Annotated in this window: 32 protein-coding genes and 2 pseudogenes; 16 read left to right on the top strand and 18 right to left on the bottom strand. The window is 32.7% G+C overall.

What is annotated here, in order from left to right:
- The first annotated feature begins 208 nt into the window (after positions 1-208).
- The 3 genes from AAHN00_RS13075 to AAHN00_RS13065 all read left to right on the top strand — a co-directional run bounded on the left by AAHN00_RS13075 (position 209) and on the right by AAHN00_RS13065 (position 2,271).
- Complete coding sequence (locus AAHN00_RS13075) at positions 209-685, top strand: transposase (protein WP_342271519.1); 477 nt, start codon at positions 209-211, stop codon at positions 683-685.
- 357 nt (positions 686-1,042) lie between these two features.
- Positions 1,043-1,456, top strand: coding sequence for a transposase (locus tag AAHN00_RS13070; RefSeq protein ID WP_410521394.1), 414 nt, complete (start codon positions 1,043-1,045; stop codon positions 1,454-1,456).
- A 254-nt stretch (positions 1,457-1,710) separates the two neighbouring features.
- Positions 1,711-2,271, top strand: coding sequence for a transposase (locus AAHN00_RS13065; protein WP_342271518.1), 561 nt, complete (start codon positions 1,711-1,713; stop codon positions 2,269-2,271).
- 56 nt (positions 2,272-2,327) lie between these two features.
- Here the strand turns inward: AAHN00_RS13065 and AAHN00_RS13060 are convergent, their stop codons facing one another.
- Together AAHN00_RS13060 and AAHN00_RS13055 are read right to left on the bottom strand one after the other, a co-directional pair.
- Entirely contained in the window at positions 2,328-3,590 is a 1,263-nt protein-coding gene (locus tag AAHN00_RS13060; RefSeq protein WP_342270914.1) for an IS256 family transposase, read from the bottom strand.
- A gap of 72 nt (positions 3,591-3,662) precedes the next feature.
- Positions 3,663-3,794, bottom strand: a complete 132-nt coding sequence (locus AAHN00_RS13055; protein WP_342271517.1) for a hypothetical protein — start codon at positions 3,792-3,794, stop codon at positions 3,663-3,665.
- Positions 3,795-3,900: 106 nt separating this feature from the next.
- On the opposite strand from AAHN00_RS13055, the gene AAHN00_RS13050 reads away from it, so the two are divergent.
- Both AAHN00_RS13050 and tnpB (AAHN00_RS13045) read left to right on the top strand, forming a co-directional pair.
- The gene (locus tag AAHN00_RS13050; protein WP_342271013.1) at positions 3,901-4,326 is read left to right on the top strand and encodes a hypothetical protein; all 426 of its coding nucleotides are present in this window, start codon (positions 3,901-3,903) and stop codon (positions 4,324-4,326) included.
- Positions 4,314-4,667: an IS66 family insertion sequence element accessory protein TnpB gene (gene tnpB / locus AAHN00_RS13045; RefSeq protein WP_341752109.1), complete on the top strand. Its 354-nt coding sequence runs from the start codon at positions 4,314-4,316 to the stop codon at positions 4,665-4,667. Before AAHN00_RS13050 ends, tnpB (AAHN00_RS13045) begins: the two co-directional genes overlap by 13 nt.
- On the opposite strand, the gene AAHN00_RS13040 is transcribed toward tnpB (AAHN00_RS13045), so the two are convergent.
- Positions 4,664-5,860 carry an IS66 family transposase gene (locus AAHN00_RS13040; RefSeq protein WP_342270935.1) on the bottom strand — a complete coding sequence of 399 codons (1,197 nt, stop codon included), beginning with the start codon at positions 5,858-5,860 and terminating at the stop codon, positions 4,664-4,666. The two genes, tnpB (AAHN00_RS13045) and AAHN00_RS13040, sit on opposite strands and share 4 nt — an antisense overlap.
- Positions 5,861-6,075: 215 nt before the next feature.
- Positions 6,076-6,309, bottom strand: a complete 234-nt coding sequence (locus AAHN00_RS13035; protein WP_250310741.1) for a hypothetical protein — start codon at positions 6,307-6,309, stop codon at positions 6,076-6,078.
- A 450-nt stretch (positions 6,310-6,759) separates the two neighbouring features.
- Between AAHN00_RS13035 and tnpB (AAHN00_RS15180) the strand changes: the two are divergent.
- The 4 genes and pseudogenes from tnpB (AAHN00_RS15180) to AAHN00_RS13020 all read left to right on the top strand — a co-directional run.
- Positions 6,760-6,849: pseudogene (gene tnpB, locus AAHN00_RS15180) on the top strand (IS66 family insertion sequence element accessory protein TnpB); the annotation flags it as partial.
- A gap of 61 nt (positions 6,850-6,910) precedes the next feature.
- On the top strand, positions 6,911-7,201 hold the full coding sequence (locus AAHN00_RS13030) for a transposase (RefSeq protein ID WP_342270937.1): 291 nt from the start codon (positions 6,911-6,913) through the stop codon (positions 7,199-7,201).
- The gene (locus AAHN00_RS13025) at positions 7,159-8,061 is read left to right on the top strand and encodes an IS3 family transposase (protein ID WP_342272567.1); all 903 of its coding nucleotides are present in this window, start codon (positions 7,159-7,161) and stop codon (positions 8,059-8,061) included. The genes AAHN00_RS13030 and AAHN00_RS13025 overlap by 43 nt, the downstream gene beginning before the upstream one ends.
- On the top strand, positions 8,054-8,212 hold the full coding sequence (locus AAHN00_RS13020) for a hypothetical protein (RefSeq protein ID WP_342271516.1): 159 nt from the start codon (positions 8,054-8,056) through the stop codon (positions 8,210-8,212). Before AAHN00_RS13025 ends, AAHN00_RS13020 begins: the two co-directional genes overlap by 8 nt.
- Here the strand turns inward: AAHN00_RS13020 and AAHN00_RS13015 are convergent.
- The 4 genes from AAHN00_RS13015 to AAHN00_RS13000 all read right to left on the bottom strand — a co-directional run bounded on the left by AAHN00_RS13015 (position 8,209) and on the right by AAHN00_RS13000 (position 10,115).
- Positions 8,209-8,511 (bottom strand): IS66 family transposase, encoded by a 303-nt coding sequence (locus tag AAHN00_RS13015; protein ID WP_342271515.1) that lies wholly within the window; start codon positions 8,509-8,511, stop codon positions 8,209-8,211. The genes AAHN00_RS13020 and AAHN00_RS13015 overlap by 4 nt on opposite strands.
- Complete coding sequence (locus AAHN00_RS13010; RefSeq protein ID WP_342271514.1) at positions 8,508-8,675, bottom strand: hypothetical protein; 168 nt, start codon at positions 8,673-8,675, stop codon at positions 8,508-8,510. Before AAHN00_RS13010 ends, AAHN00_RS13015 begins: the two co-directional genes overlap by 4 nt.
- A 103-nt stretch (positions 8,676-8,778) precedes the next feature.
- Complete coding sequence (locus AAHN00_RS13005) at positions 8,779-9,666, bottom strand: IS66 family transposase (RefSeq protein WP_342271513.1); 888 nt, start codon at positions 9,664-9,666, stop codon at positions 8,779-8,781.
- A gap of 215 nt (positions 9,667-9,881) precedes the next feature.
- Positions 9,882-10,115 carry a hypothetical protein gene (locus AAHN00_RS13000; protein ID WP_250310741.1) on the bottom strand — a complete coding sequence of 78 codons (234 nt, stop codon included), beginning with the start codon at positions 10,113-10,115 and terminating at the stop codon, positions 9,882-9,884.
- A gap of 435 nt (positions 10,116-10,550) precedes the next feature.
- Between AAHN00_RS13000 and AAHN00_RS12995 the strand changes: the two genes are divergently transcribed.
- From AAHN00_RS12995 to AAHN00_RS12975, 5 genes are read left to right on the top strand one after another with little or no spacing between them, the layout of a single operon-like run.
- Positions 10,551-11,372: a hypothetical protein gene (locus AAHN00_RS12995; RefSeq protein ID WP_342271512.1), complete on the top strand. Its 822-nt coding sequence runs from the start codon at positions 10,551-10,553 to the stop codon at positions 11,370-11,372.
- A 44-nt stretch (positions 11,373-11,416) separates the two neighbouring features.
- On the top strand, positions 11,417-12,040 hold the full coding sequence (locus AAHN00_RS12990) for a transposase (protein ID WP_342271511.1): 624 nt from the start codon (positions 11,417-11,419) through the stop codon (positions 12,038-12,040).
- Between the two features lie 18 nt (positions 12,041-12,058).
- On the top strand, positions 12,059-12,349 hold the full coding sequence (locus AAHN00_RS12985) for a transposase (RefSeq protein WP_342270937.1): 291 nt from the start codon (positions 12,059-12,061) through the stop codon (positions 12,347-12,349).
- Positions 12,307-13,209 carry an IS3 family transposase gene (locus tag AAHN00_RS12980; protein ID WP_342272567.1) on the top strand — a complete coding sequence of 301 codons (903 nt, stop codon included), beginning with the start codon at positions 12,307-12,309 and terminating at the stop codon, positions 13,207-13,209. The genes AAHN00_RS12985 and AAHN00_RS12980 overlap by 43 nt, the downstream gene beginning before the upstream one ends.
- Positions 13,200-13,928 carry an IS256 family transposase gene (locus tag AAHN00_RS12975; protein WP_342271510.1) on the top strand — a complete coding sequence of 243 codons (729 nt, stop codon included), beginning with the start codon at positions 13,200-13,202 and terminating at the stop codon, positions 13,926-13,928. The genes AAHN00_RS12980 and AAHN00_RS12975 overlap by 10 nt, the downstream gene beginning before the upstream one ends.
- Positions 13,929-14,024: 96 nt before the next feature.
- On the opposite strand, the gene AAHN00_RS12970 is transcribed toward AAHN00_RS12975, so the two are convergent.
- Positions 14,025-14,855, bottom strand: coding sequence for a transposase (locus AAHN00_RS12970; RefSeq protein WP_342271509.1), 831 nt, complete (start codon positions 14,853-14,855; stop codon positions 14,025-14,027).
- 83 nt (positions 14,856-14,938) lie between these two features.
- On the opposite strand from AAHN00_RS12970, the gene AAHN00_RS12965 reads away from it, so the two are divergent.
- A complete protein-coding gene (locus AAHN00_RS12965) occupies positions 14,939-15,115 on the top strand; it encodes a hypothetical protein (protein ID WP_342271508.1) in 177 nt (58 codons plus the stop codon).
- Here the strand turns inward: AAHN00_RS12965 and AAHN00_RS12960 are convergent.
- The 3 genes from AAHN00_RS12960 to AAHN00_RS12950 all read right to left on the bottom strand — a co-directional run bounded on the left by AAHN00_RS12960 (position 15,033) and on the right by AAHN00_RS12950 (position 16,713).
- Positions 15,033-15,440: a transposase gene (locus AAHN00_RS12960; RefSeq protein WP_342272683.1), complete on the bottom strand. Its 408-nt coding sequence runs from the start codon at positions 15,438-15,440 to the stop codon at positions 15,033-15,035. The two genes, AAHN00_RS12965 and AAHN00_RS12960, sit on opposite strands and share 83 nt — an antisense overlap.
- A gap of 133 nt (positions 15,441-15,573) precedes the next feature.
- Positions 15,574-16,281 carry an IS6 family transposase gene (locus AAHN00_RS12955; protein ID WP_342270905.1) on the bottom strand — a complete coding sequence of 236 codons (708 nt, stop codon included), beginning with the start codon at positions 16,279-16,281 and terminating at the stop codon, positions 15,574-15,576.
- Positions 16,282-16,302: 21 nt separating this feature from the next.
- On the bottom strand, positions 16,303-16,713 hold the full coding sequence (locus AAHN00_RS12950) for a transposase (protein ID WP_342271507.1): 411 nt from the start codon (positions 16,711-16,713) through the stop codon (positions 16,303-16,305).
- A gap of 41 nt (positions 16,714-16,754) precedes the next feature.
- On the opposite strand from AAHN00_RS12950, the gene AAHN00_RS12945 reads away from it, so the two are divergent.
- Positions 16,755-17,462: an IS6 family transposase gene (locus AAHN00_RS12945; protein WP_342270905.1), complete on the top strand. Its 708-nt coding sequence runs from the start codon at positions 16,755-16,757 to the stop codon at positions 17,460-17,462.
- Between the two features lie 349 nt (positions 17,463-17,811).
- On the opposite strand, the gene truA is transcribed toward AAHN00_RS12945, so the two are convergent.
- From truA to AAHN00_RS12915, 6 genes and pseudogenes are all read right to left on the bottom strand, one after another.
- The gene (gene truA, locus AAHN00_RS12940) at positions 17,812-18,567 is read right to left on the bottom strand and encodes a tRNA pseudouridine(38-40) synthase TruA (protein WP_342271506.1); all 756 of its coding nucleotides are present in this window, start codon (positions 18,565-18,567) and stop codon (positions 17,812-17,814) included.
- Between the two features lie 15 nt (positions 18,568-18,582).
- Positions 18,583-19,248 carry an ABC transporter ATP-binding protein gene (locus AAHN00_RS12935; RefSeq protein WP_342271505.1) on the bottom strand — a complete coding sequence of 222 codons (666 nt, stop codon included), beginning with the start codon at positions 19,246-19,248 and terminating at the stop codon, positions 18,583-18,585.
- The gene (locus tag AAHN00_RS12930) at positions 19,241-20,488 is read right to left on the bottom strand and encodes a lipoprotein-releasing ABC transporter permease subunit (protein ID WP_342271504.1); all 1,248 of its coding nucleotides are present in this window, start codon (positions 20,486-20,488) and stop codon (positions 19,241-19,243) included. Before AAHN00_RS12930 ends, AAHN00_RS12935 begins: the two co-directional genes overlap by 8 nt.
- A 7-nt stretch (positions 20,489-20,495) precedes the next feature.
- A complete protein-coding gene (locus tag AAHN00_RS12925; RefSeq protein WP_342271503.1) occupies positions 20,496-20,744 on the bottom strand; it encodes a hypothetical protein in 249 nt (82 codons plus the stop codon).
- A 98-nt stretch (positions 20,745-20,842) separates the two neighbouring features.
- Complete coding sequence (locus AAHN00_RS12920; protein WP_342271502.1) at positions 20,843-21,124, bottom strand: hypothetical protein; 282 nt, start codon at positions 21,122-21,124, stop codon at positions 20,843-20,845.
- A gap of 36 nt (positions 21,125-21,160) precedes the next feature.
- Positions 21,161-21,586 (bottom strand): annotated as a pseudogene (locus tag AAHN00_RS12915) (IS6 family transposase); the annotation flags it as partial.
- Positions 21,587-21,964 lie beyond the last annotated feature (378 nt).

Genomic DNA, 21,964 nt, shown 5'->3' with positions numbered 1-21,964 from the left:
TGCCGTCTAATTTTAGGTTGATAAATTTATCTATCCGTCATTCTTCAGCAATTTTTTGAATATTATTTAAACCAGTTTTTGGCTTTGCTTTCTTATGCGTTACGTCAGTTCGGGATAAGATATAGATGAAATAGTAATAGATAAAAGGATTGTCAAAAAGGAGTGCCTGCAGTATTTATATTTTTAAACAAAAAAACAAACTACAGGCATGAGAAAAGATATCACAGAATTATATAGTTTTATAGATGATTTTTGTAAAATTTATTTGGAGTATGAACAGAGAAAGTTATTACCATCAAATAAGCAAAGAAATCGCTGTTGTAGCATGAGTCTAAGTGAAATGTTAACAATAATAATTATGTTTCATACATCCTATGCTAAGAATTTTAAATTTTTCTATAAAAGTTATATAGAGTGCATGCATAAGGATGATTTTCCCAAAGCCTTGAGTTATAATAGATTTGTTGAATTAATGGCACGATTATTCATACCGCTAAATATGTTGATTCATTTGTTGTTTGGTGAGGAAACAGGTATTTATTTTATTGACTCTACAACGATTAAAGCTTGTCACAATAAAAGGCGTTATAGCAATAAAGTTTTTAAAGGATTAGCCAAACATAGTAAATCCTCTATGGGGTATTTTTATGGTTTTAAATTACATGTAATAATCAATACTCAATAACAACCAGCTGAAGCTGGTGGGTTGATATCTAGACTGGAAGTCGCTATTACTCTAAAGAGATATTACTAATGCCTGTGCTATCTCTCTGATCCTAATTCTTATAAGTTACCCTGCAATACTTTGTAGCGATATTTAGTGATCCAAACAACATGAAAGCGATGGTAAAATACAGTGTGGCTAGTCTTGTTATAATCTGTCATATATGATATTTTAATATACATAAGAGCAAGCTCTTCATGTATATTAAAATATCATATATTCAAGTTATAGTGAATTGAAATATTAGAACAAGGACTGAAGTCTTTCCCAGCTGAAGCTGGGGGTTTTAACCAAAAAGGTGACTATAAAGGGGAGTTTATGGCATTAAAAGTGACCAAAGGCAATGTAGATGATAGGGTTCCAGTACCGGAGTTAACAAAAAGATTAACTGGAATTATAGCAGCTGATAAAGGTTATATTAAGCAAAATTTGTTCTTAAATTTATATGAAAGAGGCTTAAAAATGATTCATGGAATTAAGAAGAATATGGAAAATAAATTAATGGATTTGAAAGAAAAAATCTTACTTCGAAAGCGTAACTTAATTGAAACAGTTTTTGATTATCTAAAAAATAAAATGAACCTTGAACATACTAGACATAGATCACCAATAAATTCCTTTGTCCATATATTATCTACTCTTGTTGCTTACTCATTAAAGAAAAATAAACCTGCAACAAAATTTGATTTTAATCTACATGTTCACAATATCCTTATCCCGAATTCACGTTAGTTGTAATGAATTTCTATGCGGAGAGTAAAACATCTGGTGCAGTAACTAAGGATTTTTGTACAGAGATTTTGAAGGGATGTATAACTGGTAGAATCAATTTAGACCCATCAGAATTTTCGCGAGTTAGATTAGCTAGTCTGTCCGGCAAAACTCTATAAGTCTTATAGATAATAGGGTTTAATGGCAGAAAATAATAAAGAAATCCATAAGAAAATGTTAAAATATGCTAATAAACCTTATGGATTTCAGTCAATATGCCAATAGAAAATATTATCAAATCACAAAAACAAGGAAAACTTTTTGGTTATAAATTAAAAGAAGAATTAAACTCAAATAATAAGCTATATAAATTAAGAGAATTAATAAATTGGTCTGGTCTAGAAGAATGGTTATCAAAAAATGTTTCTATTAAGAGATTTGGTAGAAATAGAAAATGTCATAGAGTGATGCTTGGTGTAACGATGCTACAAGCAATGTATAATTTTTCAGATTCATTAGCAGAGGAAGAACTAAAAGAAAACATGTATTGGCAATATTTCTGTGGGTGGGAATATATAGAAACAGATATAGCGATGTCGGAAACTAGCATAAGAAGATTTTGTAATTTATTAGGTGAATCTGGATATAACGAGATATTAGCAGAGTTGATAAGAGTTGGAATAAGAACTAACACAATTAAAAAAAAAGATTTGGAATTGATAATTGCTGATACAACGGTACAAATTAAGAATATCAAGCACTCACATGATGTTTATTGTCCCACTTTGGGAGAAAAACCCCGCACTTGCAGTGCGTCGTTTCAACATAAATTTTAAATATCTTATCAAGAAAAGATAGGATATTTTGAGTCAATCATTTAATTTGTGTAAGTTCATTTTTTATTTTCCAATAAATCATATTTAAAATCTCCACAAAGTATTTCAAATTGATTTAAAGCTAAAGACCAATCTTTAATAGGCATGGTCCATTTTTTGGCTGCATTTTGTAGGGATAAAAATATTATTTTTTGAATTGACTTATCATCTGGAAACACCCCCTTATTTTTGATAATTTTTCTAATTTGACGATTTACAGATTCTATAGTGTTAGTAGTATAAATTACCTTTCTGATCTCTTCAGGAAAGGCAAAAAACGGTATTATCCCAGACCAATTACGTTGCCAAATATCAGAAATTACCGGATATTTTTTATCCCATTTTACACCAAATTGCTGAAGTTTTAAACGTGCCATTTCGTCATTATTAGCTGTATAAATTTGTTTTAGATCTGATGTGACCTCTTTTAAATCTTTATATGACACATACTTTACTGAATTGCGAACCATATGTACAATACATAATTGTACTATAGTACTCGGGAATACACTGCTTATAGCTTCTGGAAAGCCCTTTAAACCATCCACACAAGCAACATAAATTTGTTCAATTCCTCGATTCTTTAACTCAGTAACTACTTGCATCCAAAATTTAGCACCTTCATTTTTGCCTATCCAAATGCCAAGTAACTCCTTTTTCCCTTCTATATTTACAGCAAGTGCTAAATATACTGCTTTATTTATTACTATGTGATTGTCTCTAGATTTTACATAGATACAGTCCAAGTATAATATTGGATACACCCTATCTAAACAACGATTTTGCCACCTAGTTACTTCTTCTATCACCCCATCTGTTATGGTGGATATCAAGTCACCAGATACATCAGTTTGATATATTTCTTCTAAATGCCCTCGGATCTCGCTGACTGTCATACCGCGACCATAAAGGGATATCACTTTCTCATCAAATCCATTAAATCTCCTCAGCCCTTTTGGTATTAATTGAGGATTATACTCTCCTTCCCGATCTCTTGGTACTTCTACTGTCAGCTTACGACCATCCCCATCAATTACTGTCTTCTCATAGCTACCATTACGACGATTATTATCTACTTTTGGCATCTTGCTATGTTTTGAATATCCTAATTCATGATCCAACTCACTTGCTAATATTTTCTCAACTATTTGCTTCTTTAGCTGTTGAAATAAACCATCTCGACCAAATAACTCCGATGGATCTGCTTTTGATAATAATTCTTCTACTAGCTGATTACTGATGTCTAATGTATCTTTATCTGTATCTAATTTTTTAGCCATAATTCCTCCTTGCTTGCTTAAGTTACTTTTTTTACAGTAATCTCTTACTGCTTTCTTTGCAACTTACACAAACTATAGGACAGACTCGATATTTTTTAACAAAATCTTACACTTCACAGATATATTTTTTTGTGTTGTGACACTTTCTAAATGAGCCATACACAAATAGTTTCTAACTTTTAAGTTAGTACATACATGAGGCATTCATGCCGTAATATTAAGCTCTGCACTGTATACCTGCAGCAAAACTGCATAACTTTATCTAATGTTTTTGCTAGTATGAATTTTTTATACATTTGGGTTTCATACTATGCAAATACCATCAATTACTATTGAGCAAGTAGCTCAGCAATTTAAAGCCTGGCGTCAAACTAAAACTAATAAGTTTGATCCTATACCAAACCATCTAAAGGAATTAGTTTACCAATTACTCCATCATTATTCTTACCAAGAGATAGCTAAACATCTTAATATTAATAAAGCAACAATCAGTTCAATTAAAAAAGCCCATGAGCCTACCCTCAAAACTTCTCCTGTCTCAACTTCAAATCAAGCTCTACAACAAAATATTAATTTTCTCCCATTTCAACTATTAAATTCTATAGATACCGATCCTGTAGCTGCCCCCAAACAAAATCACTATACTTGTCACATTATTAAACCAAATGGTACCAAACTTATTATCCAAACACTAGAACCAAAAACCATAATTCAGACATTTTTATGCTGCAACTAACCCCGGCGTCAGTTATTTTTGTTGCCACTATTGCCATCGATTTTCGCAAGGGTATCGATGGCTTAATCGCTGTTTGTAGACAAAAACTTTCTTCTGACCCTCTTAATGGTTCCTTGTTTTTATTCTATAATAAAAACAGAACTGCCATTAAAATTTTGTCCTTTGACGGTCAAGGCTTTTGGCTATGCTCTAAACGCCTATCCAAAGGTAAATTTACCGCAAAACTTTTCCCATCTGATAATTCATCTTATCAAATTTGTTATAGAACCTTACACATTCTTATTCATAATGGTGATCCTAGTTCTGCCAAATTCTCTAATGATTGGCTTCCTGTCGTTTAAGCTGCTGTCTCGATTAATTCCGTATTATTCATATATCTTGCATAGGCAAAAGGCGTATAATTCGCAGGACGCTTCTTTGCTTTGCTACTCTGCTCTTGTAGCCAATTTAAATATTTAAAGGCATTGATCTCGTTCTCACTACAAGTCTTTACTATACTATACAGACCACTATGTATCTCAGCACTATTGATTGTTTTAAAGAATAATGAATTCTTCCTTTGTAAAATAATGGTACGCAGTGATCTCTCAGCCCAATTATTATCAAGATTGCTAACTGGGATTTTTAAAAATTGGGTCAAACCTTCTTTATTATTTATCCAATATTTCATAGCTTGTCCAAGCCTACTATTAGGCTCAACTTTCTTGTCGTTAAATAATTCGTCTATTTTGTTATATATGTTTTCTATATATTTACTGCTATGTTCCTGATGATACCCAAGTTTTTCTTCAGGACTCATCTCTTTACATTGATGTTCATTGTGGTAAATCCCTCGTGTTTGTTTGAGAAAATATCCGCATTCTTCAGGGTAATATAGTTCATTCTCTGTAAATTTTCTCTGACCATGTGACAAACAATTGATCATCACTATTATTGCCAGTAATTCTTGATCTGCTTCTGATAATACCGGGTTATTATTGTTACTTGCGTCAGTCATTAATTGGATAGAATCTGTTCTATTCTTACGATTCTTTAGTACGTTACCTATATTTTCTCCACCATGCCTATTACCGGTAAAATATAAAACTATCACCTCATTATTTGCAGTCTTAGCACATATTGTAGTAGTATAACAGCTGCGTCCTTTCTTATTTTGAGTACGTAATTTCTTATTGGCTATAGTAATTTCTAAAATCCTAGCTCTAGTATCATCAAGGTTCAGTGAACTACATTCGGCAGCCATTTCCAATAATACCCCGTAAATTTCAGCTCCACCACCTTCTTGCCAAACATCTAAATATTGTTGCCAGAGCGAGCTATATGCCACAGGAACACCACTTAAACTTTGCAGCCTAGATAAACGGTAGAAAGGAGTACCATAGGTCTTTTGTAACACTATTGCACTTCTGCTACTATTTGTCCATTTGTTGATATTTTTATTGTTCATAACTATATAATCACAAGCATTACAACGTAGCGTTTTCTTTACATATCTGTTGACTGTAATTGGAGCATTACCTGTAAATTGTAGCAATTTTCTAGCTTCACTATTATATAGTTTGCCATTACAACAGTGAGGACAGCTATCACCACTACAAAAATTCTCAGGAGTTAAATAGCTGGTATTCGCATCCTTATAATCATCAAACCCATATTTACCTTGCCAATTACTACGATCTATCTTTTTGGGCTTATCGCACTCTTCTTCATTACCACCATTCCCGTTATCAGATTCACTTGGCGGTTCTTTTAATGAATCTGAACTATCTTTTTTTTGTTATCTGCCTTAAAACCAATCAGCATTTCCTTAAGCTTATTTATACTGATATTTGATGATGCTAGCTTGTCTATTAGCTCATTACAAAATTTCACAAGTTCTACTATCGTTTGCTGTTCATCTCCCGTTAATGAACTTTCCTTGACATGTTGTATTAGTTCTTCTCGTTCTTCAGCACTTAAGGTCGCTACTTTTGGTTTTTTCATTTGATTAATTATCATTATTATTAATATTTCAAATGTTATAATATAACTGGTACTTTTTCAACTAGTTTTTATTACAAAACTTACGCTATGTTATCTCAAGTATGACTAAAAACCTTGGCTGAAAGCCATTTTTTCATAGTAAAGAATTTTAATAATATCTCAGTACAAAGCCACTTATCATAAAACATAGCGTAAGTTTTGATTAATCGGTGATATTTGCATAGTAGAAACCCAAATTTATACAATAAATTCATACTAGCAAAAAAATTAGATAGTGTTACGCAGTTTTGCTGCAAGTATACAGATATATTTTTTTGTGTTGTGACACTTTCTAAATGAGCCATACACAAATAGTTTCTAACTTTTAAGTTAGTACATACATGAGGCATTCATGCCGTAATATTAAGCTCTGCACTTGCAGTGCAGAGTGGTTAACTCTATAATAAAAACAGAACTGCCATTAAAATTTTGTCCTTTGACGGTCAAGGCTTTTGGCTATGCTCTAAACGCCTATCCAAAGGTAAATTTACCGCAAAATGATGTGGTTATAGTTTTCCGGACAGTTAATAGGAGACAATATTAACAGAAAGGAAGTACAAAAATGACTAATAGCAAACCAAAGGTTTATCCGGCTGAATTTAAAGAGTCAGCAGTTAAATTAGCAATTGAGTCCAAGCGACCTGTGTCACAAACAGCTAAAGAGTTAGGTATTACTAGAAATACTCTATATACTTGGGTAGATAAATATTCCAAACCTAAAGAATCAATAATGCGAACAGATGAACATCTCTATGATGAATTAAAAAGATTAAAGAAAGATTTAGCTAGGGTAACGCAGGAGCGTGATCTATTAAAAAAGGCTGCCGCGTACTTTGCGAAAGAGTCCCAATAAAGTACGCATGGATAAAGAAGCATAAAGGTGATTTTTCAACTGCGATTATGTGCAAATTTATGAAAGTATCACGTAGTGGCTATTATGAATGGTTAACTACCCCTGAATGCAATAGGGACAAAGAAGATAATGCTTTAACCTGTAAGATTAAAACAATTTTTCAAGAAGGTAGAAGGAATTATGGATCTAGACCCATTAAAAAGGAACTATCTAGACACGGTATAATTGTTAGTCGGAAGCGGATTGCAAGGCTAATGAATGAAGCTGGTTTAGTATGTAAAAGCAAACATAAATTTAAAGCAACTACTGATTCTAGTCATAATAAGCAAGTTGCTCCTAATTTATTGGATAGAAAGTTCAAGGTCTATGCTGCTAATTGTTATTGGGTTGGGGACATCACATATGTTCCAACTGAAGAAGGTTGGCTGTACTTAGCAACCGTTATTGATCTATTTTCTAGGAAAATTATAGGGTGGTCAATGAATAGTAACATGAAAGCTGATTTAGTTAATAATGCTCTGCTAATGGCAATATGGCAACGTAAACCACCTAAAGGACTTATTTGGCATACTGATAGAGGTAGTCAATATTGTTCTGATAGCCATTCAAAACTTACAAAACAACATGGTATTATACAGAGTATGAGCGGTAAAGGAAATTGTTGGGATAATGCTGTTGCTGAAAGCTTTTTTCACACTATAAAAACAGAACTAATTTATCAATATAAATTTAAAACTAGGGAGGAAGCAAAATATGCCATATTTGAATATATAGAAGTATTTTATAATCGTATAAGGATGCATTCAACTAATGACTATCTATCACCTGTACAATACGAGAAAATGCAAAAATGTGCCTAAACAAACTGTCCGGAAAACTGTTGACAGATCAAAACTTTTCCCATCTGATAATTCATCTTATCAAATTTGTTATAGAACCTTACACATTCTTATTCATAATGGTGATCCTAGTTCTGCCAAATTCTCTAATGATTGGCTTCCTGTCGTTTAAGCTGCTGTCTCGATTAATTCCGTATTATTCATATATCTTGCATAGGCAAAAGGCGTATAATTCGCAGGACGCTTCTTTGCTTTGCTACTCTGCTCTTGTAGCCAATTTAAATATTTAAAGGCATTGATCTCGTTCTCACTACAAGTCTTTACTATACTATACAGACCACTATGTATCTCAGCACTATTGATTGTTTTAAAGAATAATGAATTCTTCCTTTGTAAAATAATGGTACGCAGTGATCTCTCAGCCCAATTATTATCAAGATTGCTAACTGGGATTTTTAAAAATTGGGTCAAACCTTCTTTATTGTCCCACTTTGGGAGAAAAACCCCGCACTTGCAGTGCGTCGTTTCAACATAAATTTTAAATATCTTATCAAGAAAAGATAAGAATGAATCATACAGATATTTTTTAACAAAATCTTACACTTCACAGATATATTCTTTTTGTGTTGTGACACTTTCTAAATGAGCCATACACAAATAGTTTCTAACTTTTAAGTTAGTACATACATGAGGCATTCATGCCGTAATATTAAGCTCTGCACTTGCAGTGCAGAGTGGTTAACTATTTATCCAATATTTCATAGCTTGTCCAAGCCTACTATTAGGCTCAACTTTCTTGTCGTTAAATAATTCGTCTATTTTGTTATATATGTTTTCTATATATTTACTGCTATGTTCCTGATGATACCCAAGTTTTTCTTCAGGACTCATCTCTTTACATTGATGTTCATTGTGGTAAATCCCTCGTGTTTGTTTGAGAAAATATCCGCATTCTTCAGGGTAATATAGTTCATTCTCTGTAAATTTTCTCTGACCATGTGACAAACAATTGATCATCACTATTATTGCCAGTAATTCTTGATCTGCTTCTGATAATACCGGGTTATTATTGTTACTTGCGTCAGTCATTAATTGGATAGAATCTGTTCTATTCTTACGATTCTTTAGTACGTTACCTATATTTTCTCCACCATGCCTATTACCGGTAAAATATAAAACTATCACCTCATTATTTGCAGTCTTAGCACATATTGTAGTAGTATAACAGCTGCGTCCTTTCTTATTTTGAGTACGTAATTTCTTATTGGCTATAGTAATTTCTAAAATCCTAGCTCTAGTATCATCAAGGTTCAGTGAACTACATTCGGCAGCCATTTCCAATAATACCCCGTAAATTTCAGCTCCACCACCTTCTTGCCAAACATCTAAATATTGTTGCCAGAGCGAGCTATATGCCACAGGAACACCACTTAAACTTTGCAGCCTAGATAAACGGTAGAAAGGAGTACCATAGGTCTTTTGTAACACTATTGCACTTCTGCTACTATTTGTCCATTTGTTGATATTTTTATTGTTCATAACTATATAATCACAAGCATTACAACGTAGCGTTTTCTTTACATATCTGTTGACTGTAATTGGAGCATTACCTGTAAATTGTAGCAATTTTCTAGCTTCACTATTATATAGTTTGCCATTACAACAGTGAGGACAGCTATCACCACTACAAAAATTCTCAGGAGTTAAATAGCTGGTATTCGCATCCTTATAATCATCAAACCCATATTTACCTTGCCAATTACTACGATCTATCTTTTTGGGCTTATCGCACTCTTCTTCATTACCACCATTCCCGTTATCAGATTCACTTGGCGGTTCTTTTAATGAATCTGAACTATCTTTTTTTTGTTATCTGCCTTAAAACCAATCAGCATTTCCTTAAGCTTATTTATACTGATATTTGATGATGCTAGCTTGTCTATTAGCTCATTACAAAATTTCACAAGTTCTACTATCGTTTGCTGTTCATCTCCCGTTAATGAACTTTCCTTGACATGTTGTATTAGTTCTTCTCGTTCTTCAGCACTTAAGGTCGCTACTTTTGGTTTTTTCATTTGATTAATTATCATTATTATTAATATTTCAAATGTTATAATATAATTGGTACTTTTTCAACTAGTTTTTATTACAAAACTTACGCTATGTTATCTCAAGTATGACTAAAAACCTTGGCTGAAAGCCATTTTTTCATAGTAAAGAATTTTAATAATATCTCAGTACAAAGCCACTTATCATAAAACATAGCGTAAGTTTTGATTAATCGGTGATATTTGCATAGTAGAAACCCAAATTTATACAATAAATTCATACTAGCAAAAAAATTAGATAGTGTTACGCAGTTTTGCTGCAAGTATACACTTCACAGATATATTCTTTTTGTGTTGTGACACTTTCTAAATGAGCCATACACAAATAGTTTCTAACTTTTAAGTTAGTACATACATTAGGCATTCATGCCGTAATATTAAGCTCTGCACTTGCAGTGCAGAGTGGTTAACTTAATGGATAAAGCTAGGCTTAGTATTGTGAAGCTTTGCCAAAGTTTGGGTATAAGTTTAAACGAAACCTACGCTAGAACCTATAAGCGAGATATAATAAAGCTCTGGAAGTATAAAGAGCATAGCAAAGCCAAGAAGCGTTGGAAAATAATGAAGCATTTAAAAACGTTACTTGGTCGTTTGGTTAGAATATGTGAGCGTGAGATAAAAAATCAGAAATTAAACTTATCTATCAGAGATCAAGAAGTATTGAAAAAAGTAAAACAAATACATAGCCAATCTGTTTTAAAAAGAGAAGAGAAAAAGCAATACAAAGAACAGAATAAAATATTGTATAGTTTTCATGCCCCTGAGGTAGAGTGTATAGGGAAGGGAAAACGAAACAAGCCATATGAGTTTGGCAATAAAGTTACGGTAGTAGTCAGTGGTCGTAGAAATTTTGTACTGTCAGCAAAATCGTTTCATAATAATCCTTATGATGGTCATACATTGCAGCAGAGTTTTGAAGCGGTAGAAAATGTAACTGGAATAAAGATAAAAAAATCGTTTGTTGATCTTGGTTATACTGGCAGCAATGTTAAAGAGAAGAGTAAGGTATATACCCCAAAAACTCAGAAAAAGTTATTGAAAGAAGACAAGTGTATGATCAGGAGACGCAGTGCTATAGAACCAATAATAGGGCATTTGAAACAATATGGCAGGATGGGCAGAAACTTCTTGAAGGGTGTGATAGGAGATGTGATCAATCCAATAATCTCTGCTATAGGTTTGAGTCTGTCCTATAGTTTGTGTAAGTTGCAAAGAAAGCAGTAAGAGATTACTGTAAAAAAAGTAACTTAAGCAAGCAAGGAGGAATTATGGCTAAAAAATTAGATACAGATAAAGATACATTAGACATCAGTAATCAGCTAGTAGAAGAATTATTATCAAAAGCAGATCCATCGGAGTTATTTGGTCGAGATGGTTTATTTCAACAGCTAAAGAAGCAAATAGTTGAGAAAATATTAGCAAGTGAGTTGGATCATGAATTAGGATATTCAAAACATAGCAAGATGCCAAAAGTAGATAATAATCGTCGTAATGGTAGCTATGAGAAGACAGTAATTGATGGGGATGGTCGTAAGCTGACAGTAGAAGTACCAAGAGATCGGGAAGGAGAGTATAATCCTCAATTAATACCAAAAGGGCTGAGGAGATTTAATGGATTTGATGAGAAAGTGATATCCCTTTATGGTCGCGGTATGACAGTCAGCGAGATCCGAGGGCATTTAGAAGAAATATATCAAACTGATGTATCTGGTGACTTGATATCCACCATAACAGATGGGGTGATAGAAGAAGTAACTAGGTGGCAAAATCGTTGTTTAGATAGGGTGTATCCAATATTATACTTGGACTGTATCTATGTAAAATCTAGAGACAATCACATAGTAATTGATGTGGTTATAGTTTTCCGGACAGTTAATAGGAGACAATATTAACAGAAAGGAAGTACAAAAATGACTAATAGCAAACCAAAGGTTTATCCGGCTGAATTTAAAGAGTCAGCAGTTAAATTAGCAATTGAGTCCAAGCGACCTGTGTCACAAACAGCTAAAGAGTTAGGTATTACTAGAAATACTCTATATACTTGGGTAGATAAATATTCCAAACCTAAAGAATCAATAATGCGAACAGATGAACATCTCTATGATGAATTAAAAAGATTAAAGAAAGATTTAGCTAGGGTAACGCAGGAGCGTGATCTATTAAAAAAGGCTGCCGCGTACTTTGCGAAAGAGTCCCAATAAAGTACGCATGGATAAAGAAGCATAAAGGTGATTTTTCAACTGCGATTATGTGCAAATTTATGAAAGTATCACGTAGTGGCTATTATGAATGGTTAACTACCCCTGAATGCAATAGGGACAAAGAAGATAATGCTTTAACCTGTAAGATTAAAACAATTTTTCAAGAAGGTAGAAGGAATTATGGATCTAGACCCATTAAAAAGGAACTATCTAGACACGGTATAATTGTTAGTCGGAAGCGGATTGCAAGGCTAATGAATGAAGCTGGTTTAGTATGTAAAAGCAAACATAAATTTAAAGCAACTACTGATTCTAGTCATAATAAGCAAGTTGCTCCTAATTTATTGGATAGAAAGTTCAAGGTCTATGCTGCTAATTGTTATTGGGTTGGGGACATCACATATGTTCCAACTGAAGAAGGTTGGCTGTACTTAGCAACCGTTATTGATCTATTTTCTAGGAAAATTATAGGGTGGTCAATGAATAGTAACATGAAAGCTGATTTAGTTAATAATGCTCTGCTAATGGCAATATGGCAACGTAAACCACCTAAAGGACTTATTTGGCATACTGATAGAGGTAGTCAATATTGTTCTGATAGCCATTCAAAACTTACAAAACAACATGGTATTATACAGAGTATGAGCGGTAAAGGAAATTGTTGGGATAATGCTGTTGCTGAAAGCTTTTTTCACACTATAAAAACAGAACTAATTTATCAATATAAATTTAAAACTAGGGAGGAAGCAAAATATGCCATATTTGAATATATAGAAGTATTTTATAATCGTATAAGGATGCATTCAACTAATGACTATCTATCACCTGTACAATACGAGAAAATGCAAAAATGTGCCTAAACAAACTGTCCGGAAAACTGTTGACAGATCAAATAAATAAAGCAGTATATTTAGCACTTGCTGTAAATATAGAAGGGAAAAAGGAGTTACTTGGCATTTGGATAGGCAAAAATGAAGGTGCTAAATTTTGGATGCAAGTAGTTACTGAGTTAAAGAATCGAGGAATTGAACAAATTTATGTTGCTTGTGTGGATGGTTTAAAGGGCTTTCCAGAAGCTATAAGCAGTGTATTCCCGAGTACTATAGTACAATTATGTATTGTACATATGGTTCGCAATTCAGTAAAGTATGTGTCATATAAAGATTTAAAAGAGGTCACATCAGATCTAAAACAAATTTATACAGCTAATAATGACGAAATGGCACGTTTAAAACTTCAGCAATTTGGTGTAAAATGGGATAAAAAATATCCGGTAATTTCTGATATTTGGCAACGTAATTGGTCTGGGATAATACCGTTTTTTGCCTTTCCTGAAGAGATCAGAAAGGTAATTTATACTACTAACACTATAGAATCTGTAAATCGTCAAATTAGAAAAATTATCAAAAATAAGGGGGTGTTTCCAGATGATAAGTCAATTCAAAAAATAATATTTTTATCCCTACAAAATGCAGCCAAAAAATGGACCATGCCTATTAAAGATTGGTCTTTAGCTTTAAATCAATTTGAAATACTTTGTGGAGATTTTAAATATGATTTATTGGAAAATAAAAAATGAACTTACACAAATTAAATGATTGACTCAAATTTTTACATGAGCTTATTGTTAACGATTTTTTTTAATCGTTTAGCAAGTTTTTTAATGATAATTTTTTTATGTAGAGTTAGGCATGATGTGTAAATGATTGGCAATACATCGTAAATTCAAACCTATAGCAGAGATTATTGGATTGATCACATCTCCTATCACACCCTTCAAGCAGTTTCTGCCCATCCTGCCATATTGTTTCAAATGCCCTATTATTGGTTCTATAGCACTGCGTCTCCTGATCATACACTTGTCTTCTTTCAATAACTTTTTCCGAGTTTTTGGGGTATATACCTTACTCTTCTCTTTAACATTGCTGCCAGTATAACCAAGATCAACAAACGATTTTTTTATCTTTATTCCAGTTACATTTTCTACCGCTTCAAAACTCTGCTGCAATGTATGACCATCATAAGGATTATTATGAAACGATTTTGCTGACAGTACAAAATTTCTACGACCACTGACTACTACCGCAACTTTATTGCCAAACTCATATGGCTTGTTTCGTTTTCCCTTCCCTATACACTCTACCTCAGGGGCATGAAAACTATACAATATTTTATTCTGTTCTTTGTATTGCTTTTTCTCTTCTCTTTTTAAAACAGATTGGCTATGTATTTGTTTTACTTTTTTCAATACTTCTTGATCTCTGATAGATAAGTTTAATTTCTGATTTTTTATCTCACGCTCACATATTCTAACCAAACGACCAAGTAACGTTTTTAAATGCTTCATTATTTTCCAACGCTTCTTGGCTTTGCTATGCTCTTTATACTTCCAGAGCTTTATTATATCTCGCTTATAGGTTCTAGCGTAGGTTTCGTTTAAACTTATACCCAAACTTTGGCAAAGCTTCACAATACTAAGCCTAGCTTTATCCATTAAGTTAACCACTCTGCACTGCAAGTGCAGAGCTTAATATTACGGCATGAATGCCTCATGTATGTACTAACTTAAAAGTTAGAAACTATTTGTGTATGGCTCATTTAGAAAGTGTCACAACACAAAAAAATATATCTGTGAAGTGTAAGATTTTGTTAAAAAATATCCTATCTTTTCTTGATAAGATATTTAAAATTTATGTTGAAACGACGCACTGCAAGTGCGGGGTTTTTCTCCCAAAGTGGGACAATAAACATCATGTGGGTGCTTGATATTCTTAATTTGTACCGTTGTATCAGCAATTATCAATTCCAAATCTTTTTTTTTAATTGTGTTAGTTCTTATTCCAACTCTTATCAACTCTGCTAATATCTCGTTATATCCAGATTCACCTAATAAATTACGAAATCTTCTTATGCTAGTTTCCGACATCGCTATATCTGTTTCTATATATTCCCACCCACAGAAATATTGCCAATACATGTTTTCTTTTAGTTCTTCCTCTGCTAATGAATCTGAAAAATTATACATTGCTTGTAGCATCGTTACACCAAGCATCACTCTATGACATTTTCTATTTCTACCAAATCTCTTAATAGAAACATTTTTTGATAACCATTCTTCTAGACCAGACCAATTTATTAATTCTCTTAATTTATATAGCTTATTAGGTTTTGTCGCATCTATAAATCATACTACATCAAGATTGTTAAAACTAAGGTTTTGGACATTATGATGCCATTAACATAGCAAAATTCTCAAAAGTAGAAAGATTATCATTAGCTCCAATTATTTGTCTTTTTTGCATCATACGAATATTTTCTATACCGGTAATAGTCATTTCTGCAGAATGAAAACTCTTAAAACCAAGCATTGGCTTTGTACGTTTTTTGATAAACCTATGATCTTGTTCTACAAGATTATTCAGGTATTTGGTCTGAATAACCTTAATTTTATAATCTTTAGGAACTTCTGTATTCAAATCATTAAGAGCAGCCGTATTACTACCGCTTTTATCAATTACTACTTTCTCAGGAAAATTATTCTCTCTAAAGGCTTTACGAAAAAATGCAAGTGCTGCAGGCTTGTCTCTATGCTTACGTAGCAGAAAGTCTACAGTATTACCAAGACTATCTAGTGCTCTATATAAATAAACCCATTTACCGTTTAATTTAATATAAGTCTCATCCATTCTCCAACTACTACCAACTGGCTTCTTTCTTTTTCTAACCACCTGATCTATCAATGGTACAAATTTTATAACCCATCTTTGTAATGTAGAGTGATCAATTTTTGCTCCCCTTATACTCATCATTTCTTCCAAATCTCGATAACTTAAAGAAAATCGGCATTTCATATAGACAAATAACATTATTATTTCTGGTGAAGAACAAAATCCTTTGAAATATGATAATAATCTTGCAGTAATACGAAACATCTTAACATCTTTTTTAGATCATTATATCAATCTTTTTTCTATTGTCCAACATATGCGACAGAACCTAGAGGATTTACTATGTTTGGCTAATCCTTTAAAAACTTTATTGCTATAACGCCTTTTATTGTGACAAGCTTTAATCGTTGTAGAGTCAATAAAATAAATACCTGTTTCCTCACCAAACAACAAATGAATCAACATATTTAGCGGTATGAATAATCGTGCCATTAATTCAACAAATCTATTATAACTCAAGGCTTTGGGAAAATCATCCTTATGCATGCACTCTATATAACTTTTATAGAAAAATTTAAAATTCTTAGCATAGGATGTATGAAACATAATTATTATTGTTAACATTTCACTTAGACTCATGCTACAACAGCGATTTCTTTGCTTATTTGATGGGGTTCTGTCGCATATGTTGGACAATAGAAAAAAGATTGATATAATGATCTAAAAAAGATGTTAAGATGTTTCGTATTACTGCAAGATTATTATCATATTTCAAAGGATTTTGTTCTTCACCAGAAATAATAATGTTATTTGTCTATATGAAATGCCGATTTTCTTTAAGTTATCGAGATTTGGAAGAAATGATGAGTATAAGGGGAGCAAAAATTGATCACTCTACATTACAAAGATGGGTTATAAAATTTGTACCATTGATAGATCAGGTGGTTAGAAAAAGAAAGAAGCCAGTTGGTAGTAGTTGGAGAATGGATGAGACTTATATTAAATTAAACGGTAAATGGGTTTATTTATATAGAGCACTAGATAGTCTTGGTAATACTGTAGACTTTCTGCTACGTAAGCATAGAGACAAGCCTGCAGCACTTGCATTTTTTCGTAAAGCCTTTAGAGAGAATAATTTTCCTGAGAAAGTAGTAATTGATAAAAGCGGTAGTAATACGGCTGCTCTTAATGATTTGAATACAGAAGTTCCTAAAGATTATAAAATTAAGGTTATTCAGACCAAATACCTGAATAATCTTGTAGAACAAGATCATAGGTTTATCAAAAAACGTACAAAGCCAATGCTTGGTTTTAAGAGTTTTCATTCTGCAGAAATGACTATTACCGGTATAGAAAATATTCGTATGATGCAAAAAAGACAAATAATTGGAGCTAATGATAATCTTTCTACTTTTGAGAATTTTGCTATGTTAATGGCATCATAATGTCCAAAACCTTAGTTTTAACAATCTTGATGTAGTATGATTTATAGATGCGACAAAACCGTCTTGTTATAATCTGTCATATATGATATTTTAATATACATAAGAGCAAGCTCTTCATGTATATTAAAATATCATATATTCAAGTTATAGTGAATTGAAATATTAGAACAAGGACTGAAGTCTTTCCCAGCTGAAGCTGGGGGTTTTAACCAAAAAGGTGACTATAAATTTTTAGGTACAAAAAAAATGACAAATGGTGTAAAAAGTGTTAGCAACCTAGAGACCGTCGAGGCAATAGTGCCGAAAGAGCCTGATTGCGAGTTTAGTACGCAGAAGCTCCATACATGAGTTAATAGTCAACTCTAAGAAAATACAACCCACATGCTGGAGCTTTTATACCTGCTGCCTCTCTTTTTTTAGCATCCAAAGCTTTTTGTATATCACCTTCCTGCCATATATTGCGTCCAACTAATACTAAACTACCAACAATATTTCGAACCATATGATGTAAAAAAGATCGAGCAGAAACATATATTTTTATATCGTTGTTTTCTTGTGTAATAACTAACTTAGATAAGGTTTTTATAGGTGACTTTGCTTGGCAATATTTACCTCTAAATGAGCTAAAATCATGATTTCCTATGAGATAGAAAGCTCCATATTTCATTGCTTCAACATCAAGAGGTTGTTTTATCCACCAAGCACGATTTAAATCTATTATCACTTGACTAGGTCTATTAATAATTCTATATACATAATGACGTTCTACAGCAGAAAATCTTGCATGAAAATCTCCGTCGACTAGAATACAATCAACTACCCCTATATGATAAGATCTTACAAAATAGTTAATAGCCTGTATAACTTTATAGGGCTGCATATATTTCACTAAATCGAAATGTGCTACTTGCCCTAAAGCATGAACCTCTGCATCAGTCCTGCCAGCTCCATGAACCACTACTTTTTCACCAGTAAATTTGTATATACCATCTTCCAGTATTTGTTGAATAGATATAGCATTACACTGCCTTTGCCAACCAACAAAAGCAGTTCCTAAATATTCAATGGTAATTTTATACCTATAAAAATCTACTAGTTGATTCATGAATTTATTTACCGCCTATTTCAGCTCTCCATACTGCAATTCATACACTCTATGCATCTTATGTGCCATTTCATGATTATGAGTTACCACAATAATAGAGGTATGTTGTTGTTTGGCGGTTTTAAGTAATAAGTTAAAAACCTCATTAGCAGTATTAGGATCTAGATTACCAGTAGGTTCATCAGCTAAAATAATTTTAGGATTATTAATTAAGCTACGAGCGATAGCTACTCTTTGTTGCTCTCCACCAGATAGCTCACCCGGCATATTATGTATTTTATTGGCTAGTCCTAACTCTGATAATAGCTCTTCTGCCTTCTTAAGAGTTAATTTATAACTATCGCCAGCAATTAATTTTGGCATTGCTACATTTTCTAAGGCAGTAAAATCTTTGAGTAAATGATGTTGTTGATAGACAAAACCTATATTACGCAGTCTTATTATATGAGCATGATTTTGGCAATAGTTTGTTGACTCTATCTGCACCTCTCCATTATTTGGGGTATCAAGTAGACCAGCTATATGCAGTAAAGTTGATTTACCGCTACCAGAAGAGCCTATTATGGCAACTAGTTCCCCTTGCATTACAATTAAGTTAACATTACTTAATACTTCAATAATAGATTTTCCCTGCTTATATTTTTTAGAAATATTTTTTAACATTAATACAGCTTTATTCATAACGCAAGGCATCCACAGGATTTAACTTAGCAGCTTTATATGAAGGATAAATTGTTGCACAAAAACATAAAACTATAGAGATAGTTGATACTAATATAACATCTTCTAATCTTACCTCTGACGGTAGAGTGTATAAAAAATAAATCGCTGCTTCAAAAATTTTAGTACCGGTTACTTTCTCCAAGATATTTCTAATAGACTGGATATTATAAGCAAAGCTTGTACCCAATATGATACCTAAAATCGTACCGAGCAAACCTATAAACATACCATTACAAATAAAAATAAGCATAATCTGCCTAGTACTTGCACCAATAGTACGAAGCACTGCAATATCCGAAGTCTTGTCTTTAACTAACATAAATAAGCTAGACACGATGTTAAAGGCTGCTACCATAATAATCAAAGAGAGAATAGTAAACATTGCTATCCTTTCAACAGCTAAAGCATTTAGAAACTGTAAATGTGATTTCTGCCAACTTGTCACTCGTAATTTTGATCCTAAAAGATTTTGTATCTCCCAAGCATAAATTCCCGCGTTACTCGGTTCTATCGTTATTACTTCGATTAGATTAATAACTTCCTTGAAAGACAGAAAATTTTGGGCAGCAATAAGTGGCATTAAAATAGTTGCTGAATCATAATCATACATACCGCTAGTGAAAGTAGCCACAACCCTGAATTCTTTAGATCTAGGCATACTACCAAAAGCAGTAGAAATTGAATTGGGAGAAATTAATTTTATTTTTATACCCGCTTGAACTCCTAGGTTACTAGCAAGTTCATTACCAACTGCTACCACATCTGTGCCAAAAAAATCGGTAAAATCTCCAGTATTAACATTCTGTAAAATTTGATTTTTATATTTGAGTTCAGTTAAATCTATACCTTTAATTATAGCACCACTATTCATTCTTTTACCTAGTGCAAGAGCTTGACCGACAATGCTTGGAGAAATATGTTTTATATAATTCTGACTAATTAATTTTTTGTTAATTTCATCATAATTTGCGATAGAACGTGATACTGGTGTTATGCTAATGTCACCATTAAGACCAATAATGTTTTTAGTCAGCTCATAATGAAAACCGTTCATAACGGACATAACCACTATTAATGCAGCAACACCGATAGTTACACCCATCAAAGAAACACCAGCAATAATAGAAACAAATCGCTCATTCTTCTTAGCTCTAAAATATCGAACTGCTACTTTTAGAATAAAATTATCTTTTATCATTTATCATTTATTTAGGTTCATCAAATATTCTATCTACTTGCAATAATTTATAACAACCAATCAATGCTATAACTATAGTGATGCACATAACAATTGCTAATGGCTTAAAAGTACCCTGATAAAAATAACTAACCAACTGCAAACATAATGCGGTAACAATCAATCTTCCTGATACCAATATAGCAGTAATTCTGCCTTTAGCATTTGGTATACTCTCTAACGCCAAAGGCCATAAAATATTACAAGGGAATATCATGCCAATAGCCACTAATTGTGTTACTATTGTTATGGTTAATGGGTCATTAGTCTTGCATATCACCAAAACTATAGCGGCAATTATAAAAGCTACAAGTGCTAAAATACTAAAGAAAAAACATTTTTTTGTCCAAAATTCTTCAATAAATAACCACTGCTAAAACTTACAGCCGAGAATACTGCAGCCATTGCTCCCTGATAAAAACCAAACTGCTGAATAGACACTCCTAAATCTCTCATGTACAAGATGGGAGCGATAGCAATAAAAACCCAATAACCCTGTATAATAAAAAGCATGGTTACTATATGATAGACAGCTTTTCTAGATTTAAATACTACGCTATAGCCTTTTAAAGAGGTTTTGTCGCATCTATAAATCATACTACATCAAGATTGTTAAAACTAAGGTTTTGGACATTATGATGCCATTAACATAGCAAAATTTTCAAAAGTAGAAAGATTATCATTAGCTCCAATTATTTGTCTTTTTTGCATCATACGAATATTTTCTATACCGGTAATAGTCATTTCTGCAGAATGAAAACTCTTAAAACCAAGCATTGGCTTTGTACGTTTTTTGATAAACCTATGATATTGTTCTACAAGATTATTCAGGTATTTGGTCTGAATAACCTTAATTTTATAATCTTTAGGAACTTCTGTATTCAAATCATTAAGAGCAGCCGTATTACTACCGCTTTTATCAATTACTACTTTCTCAGGAAAATTATTCTCTCTAAAGGCTTTACGAAAAAATGCAAGTGCTGCAGGCTTGTCTCTATGCTTACGTAGCAGAAAGTCTACAGTATTACCAAGACTATCTAGTGCTCTATATAAGTTAACCACTCTGCACTGCAAGTGCAGAGCTTAATATTACGGCATGAATGCCTCATGTATGTACTAACTTAAAAGTTAGAAACTATTTGTGTATGGCTCATTTAGAAAGTGTCACAACACAAAAAGAATATATCTGTGAAGTGTAAGATTTTGTTAAAAAATATCTTATCTTATCTTATCTTTTCTTGATAAGATATTTAAAATTTATGTTGAAACGACGCACTGCAAGTGCGGGGTTTTTCTCCCAAAGTGGGACAATAAATTCAATAGCCTGTAATATCTCTTTACCATCTTGATTATTCGTCTGAAAAGTAAATATTTCTAATAGCATTAATAATATACGACGATGAGCATGCGAGTAACAAGATCGCATCTTCTTCTGCA

It is taken from the genome of Candidatus Tisiphia endosymbiont of Parasteatoda lunata (genome assembly GCF_964030955.1).
Taxonomy (GTDB): domain Bacteria; phylum Pseudomonadota; class Alphaproteobacteria; order Rickettsiales; family Rickettsiaceae; genus Tisiphia.
The sequence above is the reverse complement of the archived record's forward strand: the minus strand, read 5'-3'. Positions and strand labels throughout refer to the sequence as shown.

Coding starts and splice junctions, on each gene's coding strand:
- AAHN00_RS13070 (WP_410521394.1), top strand. CDS start 1,043: ATGGCATTAAAAGTGACCAAAGGCAATGTAGATGATAGGGTTCCAGTA.
- AAHN00_RS13065 (WP_342271518.1), top strand. CDS start 1,711: ATGCCAATAGAAAATATTATCAAATCACAAAAACAAGGAAAACTTTTT.
- AAHN00_RS13000 (WP_250310741.1), bottom strand. CDS start 10,115: ATGAAAAAACCAAAAGTAGCGACCTTAAGTGCTGAAGAACGAGAAGAA.
- AAHN00_RS13075 (WP_342271519.1), top strand. CDS start 209: ATGAGAAAAGATATCACAGAATTATATAGTTTTATAGATGATTTTTGT.
- AAHN00_RS12990 (WP_342271511.1), top strand. CDS start 11,417: ATGGCTAAAAAATTAGATACAGATAAAGATACATTAGACATCAGTAAT.
- AAHN00_RS12965 (WP_342271508.1), top strand. CDS start 14,939: ATGGCTCATTTAGAAAGTGTCACAACACAAAAAAATATATCTGTGAAG.
- tnpB (WP_341752109.1), top strand. CDS start 4,314: ATGCTGCAACTAACCCCGGCGTCAGTTATTTTTGTTGCCACTATTGCC.
- AAHN00_RS12930 (WP_342271504.1), bottom strand. CDS start 20,488: ATGATAAAAGATAATTTTATTCTAAAAGTAGCAGTTCGATATTTTAGA.
- AAHN00_RS12935 (WP_342271505.1), bottom strand. CDS start 19,248: ATGAATAAAGCTGTATTAATGTTAAAAAATATTTCTAAAAAATATAAG.
- AAHN00_RS13055 (WP_342271517.1), bottom strand. CDS start 3,794: ATGCCTCATGTATGTACTAACTTAAAAGTTAGAAACTATTTGTGTATG.
- AAHN00_RS12925 (WP_342271503.1), bottom strand. CDS start 20,744: ATGATATTCCCTTGTAATATTTTATGGCCTTTGGCGTTAGAGAGTATA.
- AAHN00_RS12945 (WP_342270905.1), top strand. CDS start 16,755: ATGTTTCGTATTACTGCAAGATTATTATCATATTTCAAAGGATTTTGT.
- truA (WP_342271506.1), bottom strand. CDS start 18,567: ATGAATCAACTAGTAGATTTTTATAGGTATAAAATTACCATTGAATAT.
- AAHN00_RS12955 (WP_342270905.1), bottom strand. CDS start 16,281: ATGTTTCGTATTACTGCAAGATTATTATCATATTTCAAAGGATTTTGT.
- AAHN00_RS12975 (WP_342271510.1), top strand. CDS start 13,200: ATGTGCCTAAACAAACTGTCCGGAAAACTGTTGACAGATCAAATAAAT.
- AAHN00_RS12920 (WP_342271502.1), bottom strand. CDS start 21,124: ATGATTTATAGATGCGACAAAACCTCTTTAAAAGGCTATAGCGTAGTA.
- AAHN00_RS13060 (WP_342270914.1), bottom strand. CDS start 3,590: ATGGCTAAAAAATTAGATACAGATAAAGATACATTAGACATCAGTAAT.
- AAHN00_RS13035 (WP_250310741.1), bottom strand. CDS start 6,309: ATGAAAAAACCAAAAGTAGCGACCTTAAGTGCTGAAGAACGAGAAGAA.
- AAHN00_RS13050 (WP_342271013.1), top strand. CDS start 3,901: ATGCAAATACCATCAATTACTATTGAGCAAGTAGCTCAGCAATTTAAA.
- AAHN00_RS13030 (WP_342270937.1), top strand. CDS start 6,911: ATGACTAATAGCAAACCAAAGGTTTATCCGGCTGAATTTAAAGAGTCA.
- AAHN00_RS12985 (WP_342270937.1), top strand. CDS start 12,059: ATGACTAATAGCAAACCAAAGGTTTATCCGGCTGAATTTAAAGAGTCA.